At 67.5% G+C, this 14,065-nt stretch carries 19 protein-coding genes; 12 read left to right on the forward strand and 7 right to left on the reverse strand.

The features are described 5' to 3' along the window. The first annotated feature begins 8 nt into the window (after positions 1 to 8). The gene (locus NVU01S_RS07455) at positions 9 to 467 is read left to right on the forward strand and encodes a nitroreductase family deazaflavin-dependent oxidoreductase (RefSeq protein WP_043663532.1); all 459 of its coding nucleotides are present in this window, start codon (positions 9 to 11) and stop codon (positions 465 to 467) included. Between the two features lie 123 nt (positions 468 to 590). Here NVU01S_RS07455 and NVU01S_RS07460 read toward each other — a convergent pair whose 3' ends face one another. Further along, the gene (locus NVU01S_RS07460; protein WP_052280139.1) at positions 591 to 1,202 is read right to left on the reverse strand and encodes a class I SAM-dependent methyltransferase; all 612 of its coding nucleotides are present in this window, start codon (positions 1,200 to 1,202) and stop codon (positions 591 to 593) included. A 161-nt stretch (positions 1,203 to 1,363) separates the two neighbouring features. Here NVU01S_RS07460 and NVU01S_RS07465 point away from each other — a divergent pair, with 161 nt between their 5' ends. After that, on the forward strand, positions 1,364 to 2,170 hold the full coding sequence (locus NVU01S_RS07465) for a class I SAM-dependent methyltransferase (RefSeq protein WP_244467087.1): 807 nt from the start codon (positions 1,364 to 1,366) through the stop codon (positions 2,168 to 2,170). On the opposite strand, the gene NVU01S_RS07470 is transcribed toward NVU01S_RS07465, so the two are convergent. After that, positions 2,144 to 2,908 carry a class I SAM-dependent methyltransferase gene (locus NVU01S_RS07470; protein ID WP_043663527.1) on the reverse strand — a complete coding sequence of 255 codons (765 nt, stop codon included), beginning with the start codon at positions 2,906 to 2,908 and terminating at the stop codon, positions 2,144 to 2,146. The genes NVU01S_RS07465 and NVU01S_RS07470 overlap by 27 nt on opposite strands. Before the next feature lie 144 nt (positions 2,909 to 3,052). Then, positions 3,053 to 3,421: a chitin-binding domain-containing protein gene (locus NVU01S_RS07475; protein WP_029894316.1), complete on the reverse strand. Its 369-nt coding sequence runs from the start codon at positions 3,419 to 3,421 to the stop codon at positions 3,053 to 3,055. Positions 3,422 to 4,152: 731 nt separating this feature from the next. On the opposite strand from NVU01S_RS07475, the gene NVU01S_RS07480 reads away from it, so the two are divergent. The 3 genes from NVU01S_RS07480 to NVU01S_RS07490 all read left to right on the forward strand — a co-directional run bounded on the left by NVU01S_RS07480 (position 4,153) and on the right by NVU01S_RS07490 (position 5,741). Then, a complete protein-coding gene (locus NVU01S_RS07480) occupies positions 4,153 to 4,740 on the forward strand; it encodes a transglycosylase SLT domain-containing protein (RefSeq protein WP_043663524.1) in 588 nt (195 codons plus the stop codon). Positions 4,741 to 4,846: 106 nt separating this feature from the next. Continuing rightward, the gene (locus NVU01S_RS07485; RefSeq protein ID WP_043663521.1) at positions 4,847 to 5,161 is read left to right on the forward strand and encodes a hypothetical protein; all 315 of its coding nucleotides are present in this window, start codon (positions 4,847 to 4,849) and stop codon (positions 5,159 to 5,161) included. Positions 5,162 to 5,261: 100 nt separating this feature from the next. Then, positions 5,262 to 5,741, forward strand: coding sequence for a DnaJ family domain-containing protein (locus NVU01S_RS07490; protein ID WP_043663518.1), 480 nt, complete (start codon positions 5,262 to 5,264; stop codon positions 5,739 to 5,741). Here the strand turns inward: NVU01S_RS07490 and NVU01S_RS07495 are convergent. Further along, positions 5,738 to 6,208, reverse strand: coding sequence for a MarR family winged helix-turn-helix transcriptional regulator (locus NVU01S_RS07495; RefSeq protein WP_043663515.1), 471 nt, complete (start codon positions 6,206 to 6,208; stop codon positions 5,738 to 5,740). The genes NVU01S_RS07490 and NVU01S_RS07495 overlap by 4 nt on opposite strands. Before the next feature lie 59 nt (positions 6,209 to 6,267). Between NVU01S_RS07495 and NVU01S_RS07500 the strand changes: the two genes are divergently transcribed. Both NVU01S_RS07500 and NVU01S_RS07505 read left to right on the forward strand, forming a co-directional pair. Next, the gene (locus NVU01S_RS07500) at positions 6,268 to 7,245 is read left to right on the forward strand and encodes a pirin family protein (protein WP_043663514.1); all 978 of its coding nucleotides are present in this window, start codon (positions 6,268 to 6,270) and stop codon (positions 7,243 to 7,245) included. Positions 7,246 to 7,378: 133 nt separating this feature from the next. Beyond that, a complete protein-coding gene (locus tag NVU01S_RS07505; protein WP_014982373.1) occupies positions 7,379 to 7,675 on the forward strand; it encodes an excalibur calcium-binding domain-containing protein in 297 nt (98 codons plus the stop codon). A gap of 68 nt (positions 7,676 to 7,743) precedes the next feature. On the opposite strand, the gene NVU01S_RS07510 is transcribed toward NVU01S_RS07505, so the two are convergent. Further along, complete coding sequence (locus NVU01S_RS07510) at positions 7,744 to 7,965, reverse strand: DUF3618 domain-containing protein (protein ID WP_014982372.1); 222 nt, start codon at positions 7,963 to 7,965, stop codon at positions 7,744 to 7,746. A 241-nt stretch (positions 7,966 to 8,206) separates the two neighbouring features. On the opposite strand from NVU01S_RS07510, the gene bcp reads away from it, so the two are divergent. Next, entirely contained in the window at positions 8,207 to 8,680 is a 474-nt protein-coding gene (gene bcp, locus NVU01S_RS07515; protein ID WP_014982371.1) for a thioredoxin-dependent thiol peroxidase, read from the forward strand. 9 nt (positions 8,681 to 8,689) lie between these two features. Further along, a complete protein-coding gene (locus NVU01S_RS07520) occupies positions 8,690 to 9,127 on the forward strand; it encodes a hypothetical protein (protein ID WP_043663511.1) in 438 nt (145 codons plus the stop codon). A gap of 62 nt (positions 9,128 to 9,189) precedes the next feature. On the opposite strand, the gene NVU01S_RS07525 is transcribed toward NVU01S_RS07520, so the two are convergent. Further along, positions 9,190 to 9,933 (reverse strand): TetR/AcrR family transcriptional regulator, encoded by a 744-nt coding sequence (locus NVU01S_RS07525; RefSeq protein WP_082031798.1) that lies wholly within the window; start codon positions 9,931 to 9,933, stop codon positions 9,190 to 9,192. Between the two features lie 100 nt (positions 9,934 to 10,033). On the opposite strand from NVU01S_RS07525, the gene NVU01S_RS07530 reads away from it, so the two are divergent. Beyond that, entirely contained in the window at positions 10,034 to 10,990 is a 957-nt protein-coding gene (locus NVU01S_RS07530) for a daunorubicin resistance protein DrrA family ABC transporter ATP-binding protein (protein ID WP_043663508.1), read from the forward strand. Positions 10,991 to 10,992: 2 nt separating this feature from the next. Next, entirely contained in the window at positions 10,993 to 11,751 is a 759-nt protein-coding gene (locus NVU01S_RS07535; protein ID WP_043663772.1) for an ABC transporter permease, read from the forward strand. Between the two features lie 70 nt (positions 11,752 to 11,821). Here the strand turns inward: NVU01S_RS07535 and NVU01S_RS07540 are convergent, their stop codons facing one another. Then, entirely contained in the window at positions 11,822 to 13,099 is a 1,278-nt protein-coding gene (locus NVU01S_RS07540; RefSeq protein WP_156161390.1) for a DUF7159 family protein, read from the reverse strand. Positions 13,100 to 13,339: 240 nt separating this feature from the next. On the opposite strand from NVU01S_RS07540, the gene NVU01S_RS07545 reads away from it, so the two are divergent. Beyond that, positions 13,340 to 13,960, forward strand: a complete 621-nt coding sequence (locus tag NVU01S_RS07545) for a TetR/AcrR family transcriptional regulator (protein ID WP_226887505.1) — start codon at positions 13,340 to 13,342, stop codon at positions 13,958 to 13,960. Positions 13,961 to 14,065: the final 105 nt, after the last annotated feature.

A 14,065-nucleotide genomic window follows, 5' to 3' on the forward strand; every position in this document is an offset into this window, starting at 1 on the left:
GAGTAACCATGTCCATCGCCGATTTCGGTGCCCGTCTGTTGCAGACCCGATGGGCGGTGCGTGCGCCGATCCTGCTCTACCGGGCGGGTCTCGGATTCCTGTTCGGCTCTCGCTTACTGATGCTCCAGCATGTCGGACGCCGCAGCGGCGCAGCACGATTCGTGGTGCTCGAGGTCGTCGATCGACCCTCGGCCGACCACTACATCGTGGTCTCCGGATTCGGCGCGAAAGCCCAGTGGTACCGCAACATTCAGGCCGAGCCCCGAGTGCGCGTCTCCACGGGCACGAAGCGCGCGGTCCCCGCCACCGCAACGCCGATGACCGACGCGGAATCGGCCGCCGCACTCGAGCGCTACCGCGCACACCATCCCCGCGCTTGGAAGAACCTGCGCGCCACCATCGAACGAGCCACCGGAGCGCCCGTCGGCACCTTGCCCATGGTCGAACTGACGTTGCAGGCGCACTGACGCCGGACTCGACTACAGCCGCAGCGCATGGCATCGCGATCGGTCCCGCCGCCGCAAGGCGGATCATTGATGCGCACGGCGCGGGCGCCGGGTTCCGGGTCGCGGTGGCAGCGGGCGCGGTCCTTATTCGGGCTCGGCAGCGGTGCTGGGCGGTGCGGCACGGGTGAAGCGAATGAGGTCGCTCCATCGGTCGCCGCGGTCGTCCCGGAAGGAAAAGCCCTCCGGCTCAGCGAGTTTCCGCAACTCTGCCGCGCTCAAGCGGTCCGGATCGGGGAAGTACTCGTAGAAGACGAGTTGGCCGCCGGGTTTGATGACGCGCGCGAGGGCGCGCACGCAGGCGGCGCGGTCCGGGACCTCACCGATCACCGCCGCGAGGAACGCGAGATCGAATTGCCCGTCGGCGAAGGGCAGACCGGCGCCCGCGTCACCACTGTGGAATCCCACATCGGCGCAGCCCGCCCGGTCGAGTTTGCGGCGCACCTTGTCCAGCATCTGCGGCTGAATATCGAAGAGCTCGAGCCGGCCGCCGGTGAGTTCCCTGGCCAGTTCGAGGCTGTAGAAGCCAGGACCGGGGCCGAGTTCCAAGACCTGCTCGGTCCCGGCCAGCTCGAGCCGTTCGATCACCGACCGCGGGTTCGAGATGAACCGGCGCACCGGGTTGTCCAGCAGGAACGCGGCCTGGTGGGGGTAGGGGAACTCGCCTAGTCGTCGTGTTTGCCGTAACAGGGTGTCCACCCAGGTAGTCGACATACGCACCTCACAAAGGAGTCGATAAGGTTCACCTTACTTCTTCCACTTGCATTGCGCCACAGTCGAACCGGCGATGACACCCGAGCCGCAGCAGCGAAGCACTAGACGGTTAGGTAATCCTAAGTTACGCTCCGCACGTGGCCGAAATGGTGTCGCTGGGCGAAGTCCAGGAAACGCTGCTGATCCCGCTGTACGGGCGGGCGATCGATGCCCGGCAGCGCCGGAGCGTGTTGCAGGACCGTAAGGCGATCGAACTCGTCGAGTCGATCGACTACGACTTCGCCAAGTTCCGCGGACCCTCGCTCGCCGGATCGGTGCTGCGGGCCTCGATCTTCGACGAGTACGTGCGCGGGTTCCTGCGCGAGCATCCCGAGGGCACGGTCGTCGACCTGGGCTGCGGCCTGTCGACCAGGTTCGATCGCCTGGACAACGGCCGGCTTCGCTGGTTCGATCTGGACGTCGCGGACACGATGGCGTTGCGGCGCACGTTCTTCGACGACGGCGAGCGCTACACCATGATCGCCGGGTCGATCTTCGACACGGACTGGTACGCACAGGTCACCGAGCGGTCCGGGCCGGTTTTCCTGCTGAGCGAGGCGGTGCTGCTCTACTTCCCCGACGAGCAGGTGCGCACCACGCTGAAGCGGTTCGCCGAGACGTTCCCGGCAAGCCCGCTCGCCTTCGACACCGGCGGGACCATGATGATGAACAGCCAGGATCGCAATCCGGTGTTCAAAGCGGTTCCCGCACGGATGAAATGGATCTGCGACGACCCCGCGGACCTCGAACAGTGCGGTCTGCGGCTACGCGAGTCACGTACCTTCGCCACTCCCCAGCCCGCCGTCGCCCGGACCTGGCCGGCCCGATACCGCTACGGCCTCAAAGTCTTCGGCTGGACGACACCGGTGAAGACCTACCGGCTCAATCTATTCGAGACCGTCGGCCGGGACTGACTGCCGCAGCACCGCGCGATACTCCCAGGCTTCCCACAGCGGATGCTTCGCCGAATACCGCTGATCGGCAAGGATTTCCACGCCGTCCAGCTCCATCCGCTCAGCGGTCAAGCCGGTTCCTTCCAGAAGCAGCAGCAGGTCCGCGGGGGTATAGCAGCGACCGAACTGATCGAGCGCTTCGGCTTCGCGGCCCGTGGGCCACCAGCGGTCGTTGAAACGACTGGCCACCGGGTCGTAGTCGTTCGAATTGGCCAGATCGATGGTGTAGGTGTCGTATTCGAGCTCACCCGCGATCCGCGCCCATTTCCACGGACTGAACACGTCGACGATCATGCGGCCGCCGGGCGCGAGCCATTCCCCGCTGACCCGGCGCAGCAGGGTGCGCTGCTCGGCGTCGGTGCCGATACCGAAACCGTTCCAATAGACCACGCAGTCGAACGGCCCCTCGAGCTCGACGGTGTAGAAGTCGCCTTCGACCACCCGCAGATCACGTCCCTCGACCAGTTCCGCGGCCTGCCGCGCACGCGTCGCACTCAATTCGACCGCGACCACCGAGTAGCCGCGATCTGCCGTGACGGCCGCGGTGAGGCCGCTGCCCGCGCCGAGTTCCAGGACTCGCCGCACACCGGGGCCACCCAATCGGGCGATCGCATCGGCGCGCTGAAAGTCTTTCTCCTGCACCGTCTGTGGACCCCACCAGAGCGGCGCGGTCTCGAAGAACGGTTGCACCCAGTCCATGACCACGCTCCCACCGGTCGGCCGCGGGCGAGCCGATCGGCCCACCACCACGCATCCTGCCTCGGCGGTCGCGCCGGGGAAAGCGAATATTCGCGCGCAACCCGTCGTCCATGTTGCGGCACAGCAGATTTCACGGGCGACCAGTCAGTACGGCCGGCGCACCACGCAGACCGAACGCTGCGCGTCGTAGCGGGCTTGATCGAGACAGCGGAAGTGCAGGGTCGCCATGCGGCGGTTCGCGGAATCGAGGCAGCGGTAGAACACCGCGTCGTCGTCGGGGTCGGCGTAATACCCCTCGTCCTTGTTCGCGTCCTGACAGAAGTCGACGCCCGCCTCCAGCGGCACGACCGCGTACTGCCTGATCACCGCGCCCCGGCCCGCCGCGTCGGGCAGATCCACCGCCGCCATGGTCGTCAGGGTGAGCAATGCGACACCCAGAGACGGCAGCGCGGCGGTCGCGGCGCCGGCGACGAGCACACCCGCACGGCACACGGGGGCGGTTCGGATCTTCACGGCAGTCCCTATCTACCCCGGTATCGAGGTGTCGACGGTTAGCTACTCCCCTGTATTCGGCTTCACGCACACCCTGGATCGGACTTCCCCGGGGCGTACACCGGGTGAACCGACCGATGCCGCTGGTTTACCACGGGCCCCGATCCGGACCATTACCCCTATGCGGCAACCGAAAACGGATTCGTTAGCCGAAAACTTCTGTGACGTGTCGCACAATCGGTTTAGCAGCAAACTCCCTGCGTAGGTAACGGTTCGGCAACTACCGGGGGCACCTTCCAAGATCGGTAGCACCTTCCATTTGCCTACCGTTCATGCCGTGTTAACTATCTGTGACCATTCTGCGATCAGGTCAAGAAGCGACCTGGAGTTTGGTTACACCGAGGAGTTGTTCACCCACATTCGGAAAACGACCGCAACGGTAGGCACCATGCCCGCCGCGGTCGGCGGATCGGGATCCGGCAACGGACCCGCGAACCCAACCTTCCGCCACTTTCTCCGCATCGAGGATGCGGAGTCCCCCGCGACATCGCGGCCGGGCTCGCAGTGAGCGCCCCGGCATCGCCGCACTGAACGCGTCGCGTTTTCGGGACCAGGACGTCCCGCACAACAAAACCCCACAAAAGCACATCAGCCCGTCCCGGCGAGCGCCGACCCGCGCGCCCGCCTCGGATCCGTGCTGCCCGCGCACGCCCGGATCGAAACCAGTCCCCGACAAAGGAACCGATTTCGCAATGCCTGACAGACGCTTTCTCCCGCTCCGCCGCTCGTCGCTCCGCGAAGGTTGCACCATCGCGATCGCCGCAGCCGGCATCGTCGCCGTGGCCGCCTCCTCCGCCGTCTCGGTGGCCGACGACAGCGTCCCGTCTCGCATCGCGCTGGTCGCCGACCGGCACCTGGCCGCCCAGCCCGTCGCCGCGGCCCTCCCGGCGCCCATGCCCGCCCCGCTCCCCGCACCCGAGCCCGAGCCGATCCCGGCGCCGATGCCCGCGCCCACCTACCCGGACAACCTGGACGGCTGGATCCGTCAGGCGCTCGACATCATGGCGGCCAACAACATCCCAGGCAGCTACGACGGCATCCTCCGCAACGTGATGCGCGAGTCCACCGGAAACCCGCAGGCGATCAATCTGTGGGACTCCAACGCCGCCGCGGGCATCCCGTCCAAGGGCCTGCTCCAGGTGATCGATCCGACCTTCCGCGCGTACCACGTCGAAGGCACCTCCTGGGACATCTACGACCCGGTCGCCAACATCGCCGCCGCCTGCAACTACGCGGCGCGCACCTACGGCTCGATGGACAACGTGCACGGCGCGTACTGAGCCACGCACCCCGACGCCTCCCCGCGCCTCGCCCGGGGAGGCGTCGTCGCGTCCGCGCCGACCTGCGACTAGGGTCGTTCATCACCCGACCTTTTGGACTTCCGCGATGACCGATTACGCGCACAGCGACGCGGCCGCCAAGAGCCGCGCCGAAAAAGCCAAACGCCTCGCAGGTTATATCTGGCAGCGGGGCATCACCGGACCGGAACTCCTCGCGATGCCGGCCGCGACGCGGCGCAAACTCGCCAGGGCCGCCGAGACCAACCCGCCGAGCACCGAGGAGACCTGGGGCACCGTCGCGGCACTGCTGACGGACAAGGACGAGTGGGCCGCACGGAATCCGGACCATCCGGCCGCGCAACGCACGAACACCGACGAGAAGCTGCTCTGGGTGAAACCGCCCATCATGCCGTGGTCGTAGCGAAAAACCTTGCACAGCAGCGGTTTCAGCACCGCTGACGGAAGATTCGGTACGCTGGTGCCATAGACCCGCCGTCGACGATGACGTGATGGAGACCGCTATGACCGAGCGCAAGCCCGCGAGCCTCGATTTCGAATCGTGGATCGACAAGCAGATCCGCGAGGCGACCGAGCGCGGCGAATTCCGGAACCTGCCCGGCGCGGGCAAGCCGATCCCGCGCGGTAGCGACGACGAGAACTGGTGGCTGAAGGGCTATCTCCGCAAGGAGGGCGTGAGCGGCGACGCGCTGTTGCCGCCTTCGATCCTGCTGCGCCGCGATATCGAACGGCTGCCCGAGACCGTGCGCGAACTGCAGTCCGAGCGCGCCGTCCGGGAGACCGTGCGCGAGCTCAACAAGCGGGTCGTCGACTGGCTGCGCCTGCCGCACGGCCCGTACGTGCAGGTCGCGCCGGTGGACACCGAGGAGATCGTCGAGCAGTGGCGCGCCGGACGGCGCAAGCCGCAGCGTCCGGCGCCCGCCCCGGTGTCCTCGCCCGCACAGTCCGGCGTCAGCTGGTGGCGTCGGCTCTTCGGCCGCTAGGACGCCTGGCGGGTGCCGACCGAGGATTCCTCGACCGCGGTGACGACCTTGTCCGAGAGCGCCTGAATCGCTTCGGCCTCAGCGGGATCCACGCAATCGATGAATATCTCGCGGACCAACCGAACGTGATTGGGGGCCGCGCGTTCGAGCAGGCGGCGGCCTGCCGGAGTCAGCTGGACGAGTACACCGCGCGCATCCTCGGCGACCGGCTGCCGATCGACGAGTCCGCGCGCGTCCATCCGCGCCAGATGCTTGGACAGCCGGCTCTTCTCCCAGCAGACCTCGGCCGCGAGATCCTTGGCCCGTAAGCAGTCACCCGGCGCGGCCGACAGCGCGACCATCAGCTCGTAGTCCGCCGCGGACACGCCGTCCTTGGCCAGACCGGCGGCCAGCGCCGCGTCCAGCCGCTGCCGCATGCGGACGTACGCCGTCCACGTCACCTGCTCCTCATCACTGAGCCACTCCATGGGAATGAAGTCTAGACCCAGTTGGTTGACATGGACACCAACCCGCTCAGGAGGTCACGATGCCCGCCATCACCGTCCCCGACATCATGGTGCTGCCGCGCCTGCCCCGCCCCACCGAGACCATGCGCCACCGAGCCGTGCGCAGCGTGGTCAGCGCCCCCAAGCAGCGCGAAGGCGCGGGCTTCGAGGTACGCAGGCCCTTCCCGAGCATGGACTTGCGCACCGCCGACCCGTTCATCCTGCTCGACCAGATGGGTCCGGTCGCCTACGAACCACACGAGGCCAAGGGCGCACCGTGGCATCCGCACCGCGGCTTCGAGACCGTCACCTACGTCATAGACGGCACCATGGTGCACCACGACTCCAACGGCGGCGGCGGGGTGATCGGCGAGGGCGACACCCAGTGGATGACCGCGGGCTCCGGCATCCTGCACGACGAACTGCCCGCCGAAGAACTGGTCGTCGCGGGCGGCTGGTTCCACGGCATCCAACTGTGGGTGAACCTGCCGCGTGCACTCAAATTCGCCGCGCCGCGCTATCAGGATCTGCGCGGCAGCGAACTGACGCTGGTCACCTCGCACGACGGCGGCGCGCTGGTCCGGCTCATCGCGGGTTCGGTCGGCGGTTTCGACGGCCCCGGCTCCACCTACACCCCGATCGCGTACGCGCACGCCTCGATCAGCCCCGGCGGACAGCTGGAAACGCCTTGGCCGCAGCACTTCACGGCGATGGCCTACATCCTGTCCGGCAGCGGCACCGTCGGCGCGGAGCGCAGGCCGGTGCGCGAGGGTCAACTGGCGGTATTCGGTCAGGGCGACGCCATCACGGTGAGTGCCGATGCGGCGCAACACAATCGGAGCGGTGAATTGGAAGTGTTGCTGCTCGGTGGCCGGCCGATCAACGAACCGGTCGTGCAATACGGGCCGTTCGTGATGAACACTCGCGCCGAAATCATCCAGGCGATGGACGACTACCAGGCCGGACGCATGGGAAACATCCCGGCAGAGCATCTGGCGGGCCATCGGCTCGGCGAGTGAGCACCGCTGCGGACCGATCCCCTAATGCCCTAGTTCTCGGGCGACGCGGTTGACAAGAGGGCGAGCCGTCACAACAGTGGATGCGGCGTCCGGTCGGACGCCTATCCATCGCAGCAACTATTTAGAGGAATACATGAACGTTCGCCGGCTTACCTTCAGCGCTGCCGTCGCGGGACTGACCCTACTTGCGGCGCCGACCGCAGGGGCGCAGCCTCCCTCGGGTTCCTCCGGAACCGGATCGTCCGCCGTCGACACCGGATCGGCCGCGACCGGTTCGGCCGGTCTGACGCAGACCGGTTCCGCGGGTGGCGCTTTCGCCAACTGCGAAGACGCCAAGGCCGCCGGCCGGGCGCCGCTCTTTCGCGGCGAGCCGGGCTACGGCCCGCACCTGGATCCAGATGGTGACGGGTTCGCCTGCCCCACGGTCTGATACCCGTGAAAAACGAACACCCGGTGTGACGTACACACCGGGTGTTCTGCTGTTCGGGGTGTGCCGAATCAGCGGAAGATCTTGAGCAGCACCAGCCCGACGACCAGCGCCGCCGCGCCGAGCAGGCTGTACTTCACCTTGGGCTCGTTCAGCTTTCGCAACACGATCTGCTTGCTGTCGCTGGCGATCCGCTGCGGATCGGCACGCACCGCGAGCTCGTCGAGCGTGCTCGCCAACCGTGTGCGCGCAGCCTCGATCTCCTGCTCGATCCGCTCGGTGTCCTTTGCCACGTTCCGGCCTCCTGTATTTGATATGCGCGCCGGGGCTCGAATCGCGGTGCGTGTTCGGCCGTCGCGGGTCACCCTCAGCTCCCGGACGAGTCTATCGGTCCGGTCGCGATACGCTCGAGCGCGCGGTGCCCTGTCGGTCCCGACAAGTGTCGCGCAGGTCTGCGGGCGCGGGCCTGTCGTAAACGCCAGTGTCGTTCTGTCTGTCCCCGGACTGTCCGAGCCTTCGATTACCGTGCAGGACGTGACCGACAACCAACGACTCTCCCCCGGCGATGCCGCCCCCGATTTCACGCTGCCCGACGCCGACGGCAAGGACGTGTCGCTCGCCGACTACCGCGGCCGCAAGGTGATCGTGTACTTCTACCCGGCCGCGAGCACCCCCGGCTGCACCAAGCAGGCCTGCGACTTCCGCGACAACCTCGCCGAACTCGACGGCGCGGGTATCACCGTGCTCGGCATCTCGCCGGACAAGCCGGCGAAGCTGGCCAAGTTCCGCGACGCCGAACAGCTCACCTTCCCCCTACTGTCGGACCCGGACAAGTCCGTGCTCACCGCCTGGGGCGCCTTCGGCGAAAAGACCATGTACGGCAAAACCGTCACCGGCGTCATCCGCTCCACCTTCCTCGTCGACGAGCAAGGAAAAATCGAGGTGGCCCAATACAACGTCCGCGCCACCGGCCACGTAGCCAAACTCCGCCGCGACCTCTCCGTCTGACCTACCGCGATGACCGATCGCTCGCTTTGGCAGGTTGCGGTGGGGGTGGGGAAGCCGGACCGGGAGGGGCCGGGGGCACTGTCGAGCGATGACATTCATCCGATCGCGCTGCTGCTGGAGGGCAGCGTGGTCAAGGTCGGGAAACACATTCCGTGTGTCACCGGGTTCGGTGCCGTGTCGGAGCTGGCCGAGGCGGCGGTGCGGCTGCAGGGCGAGGACTACGACCTGGCGCAGATCCCGTTCGAATGCACTGTGACCGTGTACGCGACGGACGACGAAATCGACGCACTGCTCCCGGTCATCGCCGACGACCTCGGGTTGGCCGCCGACGGGTATTCGACGGCGGCCGATCGGTCGGTATCGGTTGGCCTGCGGCCGATTTTCGACTACGCCAGGCACGCCGAGTCGTATCGCTATCTCGTCGATCAGTACGGCAAGACGAGGTAGCCGGCACGGCCACCACCGAAGAACGCCTCTGACCAGACCGTGAGCTGGTCAGCGGCGGCGGTCTACCCCTCGACGGAGCGGATGAATTGTTCGTAGCCGTCCAGGAGGCGGGCCAGGCCGAAGGCGAAGTCGGCGTCGTCCCAGTCGGCGTCCACCTCGTCGAAGGCTTGGGCGGTGAGGGCGCGGGTGAGGGCGGGGAAGCGTTCGGGGTCGAGGACCCGGCTGAGCATGGCCGGGTACTCGTCGTTGTCTTCGTCGTCGCCGCCCATTTCGCGCGCCACCCGCAGCCGCCCGAGCACGTACAGCGAAACATTCATGACCAGTTGCAGTTTGGTCGACTCGGGCACCGCGGTGTCGGCGAAGGTCGCCAGGCCCGCGTCGAGCCAGGCCATATTGCACGGTCCGACCGGTGGCGTGGCCATGGGCAGACTCAGGAACCACGGATGCCGCCGGATCTGCTCGACCTCGGCCCAGGCCCAGGCCTCGACGCCGGCCCGCCAACCCTTGCCGACCGGCAGCTCCGGCGGCTGTCCGAGCACCCGATCCGAGACGAGCGCGAGCAGCGTGTCTTTGCTGTCCACATAGCGATACAGCGACATCGCGGTGAAACCGAGTTGCTTCGCGACCCGGCTCATCGATAGCGCGCCCACCCCTTCGGCATCGGCCACCTCGATCGCCGCATCGACCACCTGATCGAGGCTGAGCCCGCGTTTCGGCCCGCGGGTGCCCTGCTCGTCCATTCCCCACAGCAGGGCGAACGATTTGGCCAGCACCTCCGCGCCACTCGTGTCCGGGGTGTCCGTCACTGTCGACCTCTTTCTCTGCAGCACCTCTTGCCCCGCGTCGAAAACTGCGTACTATCTAAACAAAGTTTATCGCATACACAGTTTCGAACCGAGGAACACTATGACAGTTCCATCCATCCCCGCCGTCAGCATCAGCGGGTTGACCAAAGCCTTCGGCAGCCGGGCGGTGCTGGCCGGAATCGACCTCGATGTCGCGGCGGGCACGGTCTTCGCGCTGCTCGGCCCGAACGGCGCGGGCAAGACGACCATGGTCCGCATCCTCACGACGCTGGCCCGCGCCGATGGCGGCGAGATCCGCGTCGCCGGTCACGATCTGGCCCGCGAACCCGACGCCGTGCGCAGGCTCATCGGGGTCACCGGCCAGTACTCCGCCGTGGACGAGGTGCTCACCGGCGCGGAGAACCTGCGCCTGATGGGCCGCCTCTTGCATCTGAGCAGCCAGGAATCCGCACGCCGGACGACCAGGCTGCTCGCCCGGTTCGATCTCACCGAGGCAGGCGCCGCGCGCGTCGCGACCTATTCCGGCGGAATGCGCCGACGGCTCGACCTGGCGATGAGCCTGATGGGCCAACCGCGGATCATCTTCCTGGACGAGCCGACCACCGGCCTGGATCCACGCAGCCGCCGCGAGTTGTGGCAGGTGATCCGCGATCTGGTCACCGACGGCGTGACGATCTTCCTCACCACCCAGTATCTGGCGGAGGCCGATCAGCTCGCCGACCGAATCGCGGTGCTGCACAACGGAAAGATCGTCGCGCAGGGCACGGCGGCCGATCTGAAACAGCTCGCGCCCGGCGGGCACATCCAACTGTCGTTCGCGGATCGGGCCGGGCTGGCCGCCGCCGCGCGGGCGGTGCCGGACGCCGAGATCGAGGTCGACCAGCTGAAGCTGCTGGTGCCCTCGGACGGCAGCGTCGGCACTCTCAAAGAGCTACTCGATCGGTTCGATGATCAGGCGATCACCATCGACGGTCTCGCCATCCACACTCCCGACCTCGATGACGTGTTCTTCGCGCTCACCGGGCATCCCACTGTGCAGCAGGCGGTAGCGCTGTGACCATGTCGACCGTCGCGCAGGATTCGGCCACCATGCTGAGCCGCAATCTGCGCCATACCCTGCGCAGTCCCGACTCGATGATCGTGACGATCGCGCTGCCCGTCGTGATCCTGCTGATGTTCGTCTACGTGTTCGGCGGCGCGATGAACGTCGGCACCGCCTATGTCGACTACATCGTGCCGGGGATCATCCTGCTGTGCGCCGGATTCGGTTCGGCGACAACGGCGGTCAGCCTGTCCACCGATCTGGACAACGGCATCATCGATCGCTTCCGGACCATGGCCATCGCCCGCTCCTCGGTGCTCACCGGGCATGTCGTGGAAAGTCTGCTGCGCAACCTGATCACCACGACGATCGTGATCGGGGTGGCGGTCGCGATCGGTTTCCGGCCGACCACCGACCCGCTGCGCTGGCTGGCCGCCTACGGCATCATCGCGCTGTTCGTGCTCGCCCTGTCCTGGGTGGCGGCGGCACTGGGCGCGCTGGCGAAGAATCCGGAGGCCGCGAACGCGGCGACCTTCTTCTTCATGTTCCTGCCTTATGTGAGCAGCGCGTTCGTGCCACCGCAGTCGATGCCGAGCTGGCTGCACTGGTTCGCCGAGCATCAACCGGTGACCCCGGTGACCGAAACCATGCGCGGCTTGCTGCTCGATACCCCGATCGGGAACAGCGCACTACTCGCGGTGCTCTGGTGTGCGGGAATCGGACTGGCGGGATATGTCGCGGCGGGCGCACTGTTCCGTCGCCGTACGACGAACTGAGACTCCGGAGACGAAAAGGTCCGGTGCTGGAGGCGGGCACCGGACCTTTTCGTCTCGAGATGTCGTCAGGCTAAACGGGCGAGAACTGCTGGGCCGCCCACTGGAGCATCATCCGGAAGTGGTTGTCCCACCACGCGTAGGACTCCGGGGTGAAGGCGGCGGGCGGCGCGGTCTCACCGGGGAAGAGCAGGGCGCCGTTGGGCGCGCCGACCTTGGTGGTGCCGGCGAGCGTGCCCGAGCCCGAGGTCAGTGGCGCCGACGCGTTGGTCTCGGCCTCGTGCGCCGATTCGTCGGCGAGCAGCGGCTCCGGATGCTCCAGCCCCCTGCCCCACCGCTGCGTGGAGTACTGCGGCCCGAGGTCCGCCGGATCGATGGTCACCACGGTCAGATCCGGCGCGTGCGCGGCGACCGGCACGCGCCGATCGAGCACCGGGCCGTCGCCCCCGCGATCCTCGTCGGTCGCGCCGCCCGGCCCGCCCGCGACCATCTTGGACTCGGCGGTGACGTGCGCGTCCTTCACGACCGCACCGGGCAGCGTCCGCGACGAACCGCCCGCGACGTAAACCCCGCCTACCACGAGACCGCCCGCGAGCACGCTGGCCGCCGCGAACACCGCCGTCCCGCCGCGCACCCGCCGCACCTTCTCCGGCGCGAGGCCGAACTCGTCCAGGTCGGCCATCGCGTACAGCGCCGCACCCGCGGCGGACGCGGCCGAGGCGGTCTTGCACGGAATCACCGGCGCGCCGAAGCCGTCCACGGCCGCGACGACCGCGGGTTTGCCCGCGGCGGAGCCGATCAGCACCACCGCGTCGGGCCGGACCGCGGCCGCCTCGAACTGGTCCCAGGCCGCCGTGACCGCGGCGCCCATCGCCTCGGCGGTCGCGCCGCCGGACTGACTGGTCGCCGCGACGATCCGGCGCCGCTCCCGATCGACCAGCGTGAAGGCCTGATACCCCGGCACGACCTCACAGATCAGCAGGTCGTCGAACTCGTCGAGCCAGGTCATCACGGCCGCCACACTGAGGTGGGCCGATTTCGACGACACCAGCGAGGCCGTGTGCCATCGCCCGCTCGCCAGCCTGGTGACGATCGCGCGCCGCTCGGCCGCGTCCCGGTAGGTGACCGCGGCGCCGGCGATCTCGTGCTCGGGACCGAGTTCGGCGGCGAGTTCGTCCATCGCCGTCTCGACCGCTTCCGCCAGTTCGGCCTTGCTGTCGCTGTGCGTACGCCGCACCCGATGCAGCAGCACGCGCTCGGGTAGCCGGGAGCCGGTGTCGGCGAAAGCTACCGCGTGCACGGCGCCACGTTCGGTGGAGACGCCGAGAGTTACCACTGATCGAGCTACCACTAGATCGCGCCTTCCTGATCCTTTCGCGCGTCTGCAGCCACGCGCGCTCGGTATGTGTTCGACGCCGAATTCGATCTGGATGGGTGGTGAATTCGGACAGAAGAGGAACACGCAGATGCCCGGCGCGTGTCGTGGGAGTGTCCCTACCGTTAGCCTGGATACGTGGAAGTACGCGCGGAGGCCAGGTCGAAGCAACGGCTGGACCCTGCGTTGGAGCTGCAGGACGACCCACAGGAGCTCATGCCGCGGCGCCGGCCGACGCAGGAACGCAGCAAGCGAAAGTTCGACGCGCTCTTGCAGGCGTCCAGAGAACTGCTGGTAGAGGTCGGATTCGAATCGTTCACCTGTGAAGAGGTGGCGGCCCGGGCCGAGGTGCCGATCGGCACCCTGTACCAGTTCTTCGCCAACAAGTACGTGATCGTCTGTGAGCTGAATCGGCAGGATCTCGTGGCCGTTTCGCGCGAGCTCGCCGACTTCCACGGCGAGATCCCGTCGCTGGACTGGCTGCGGCACATGAACCAGTTCGTCGACCACATGGCGAATCTGTGGATGACCGACCCGTCCCGGCGCGAGGTGTGGCTCGCGATGCAGTCCACCCCGTCGACGCGGGCCACCGGCGCGATCCACGAGAAGGAGTTCGCCGAGGTCGTCGCGCAGATGCTGCGTCCCCTCACGCCGCGCACCCCGCGGGCGCGGCGCACCATGATGGCCGAGGTCCTGGTGCACGTCGTCTACTCGATGCTGAACTTCTCGGTACAAGACGAGCAGAGCAATGCCGAGGCGGTGTCGGAGCTCAAGCGGCTGATGGTGGCCTATCTGCTGGTCGCGGAGAAGGAATCGCGCTCGGCCAGCCAGCGCTGACCGCCGCGGCGCGCTCGGCGCCGCGGATGCGCACGAGCGATCGCGTCGCAATCGTACTGTTTGTCGCAATCAAGCCGGGAAATCGGCGCACCCTTTGTCGCCGGG

This window comes from Nocardia vulneris (assembly GCF_001613425.1).
GTDB lineage: Bacteria > Actinomycetota > Actinomycetes > Mycobacteriales > Mycobacteriaceae > Nocardia > Nocardia vulneris.

Coding starts and splice junctions, on each gene's coding strand:
- NVU01S_RS07535 (WP_043663772.1), top strand. CDS start 10,993: ATGTCGACCGTCGCGCAGGATTCGGCCACCATGCTGAGCCGCAATCTG.
- NVU01S_RS07545 (WP_226887505.1), top strand. CDS start 13,340: ATGCCGCGGCGCCGGCCGACGCAGGAACGCAGCAAGCGAAAGTTCGAC.
- NVU01S_RS07465 (WP_244467087.1), top strand. CDS start 1,364: ATGGTGTCGCTGGGCGAAGTCCAGGAAACGCTGCTGATCCCGCTGTAC.
- NVU01S_RS07480 (WP_043663524.1), top strand. CDS start 4,153: ATGCCTGACAGACGCTTTCTCCCGCTCCGCCGCTCGTCGCTCCGCGAA.
- NVU01S_RS07485 (WP_043663521.1), top strand. CDS start 4,847: ATGACCGATTACGCGCACAGCGACGCGGCCGCCAAGAGCCGCGCCGAA.
- NVU01S_RS07500 (WP_043663514.1), top strand. CDS start 6,268: ATGCCCGCCATCACCGTCCCCGACATCATGGTGCTGCCGCGCCTGCCC.
- NVU01S_RS07520 (WP_043663511.1), top strand. CDS start 8,690: ATGACCGATCGCTCGCTTTGGCAGGTTGCGGTGGGGGTGGGGAAGCCG.
- NVU01S_RS07490 (WP_043663518.1), top strand. CDS start 5,262: ATGACCGAGCGCAAGCCCGCGAGCCTCGATTTCGAATCGTGGATCGAC.
- NVU01S_RS07530 (WP_043663508.1), top strand. CDS start 10,034: ATGACAGTTCCATCCATCCCCGCCGTCAGCATCAGCGGGTTGACCAAA.
- NVU01S_RS07495 (WP_043663515.1), bottom strand. CDS start 6,208: ATGGAGTGGCTCAGTGATGAGGAGCAGGTGACGTGGACGGCGTACGTC.
- NVU01S_RS07470 (WP_043663527.1), bottom strand. CDS start 2,908: ATGGACTGGGTGCAACCGTTCTTCGAGACCGCGCCGCTCTGGTGGGGT.
- NVU01S_RS07455 (WP_043663532.1), top strand. CDS start 9: ATGTCCATCGCCGATTTCGGTGCCCGTCTGTTGCAGACCCGATGGGCG.
- NVU01S_RS07505 (WP_014982373.1), top strand. CDS start 7,379: ATGAACGTTCGCCGGCTTACCTTCAGCGCTGCCGTCGCGGGACTGACC.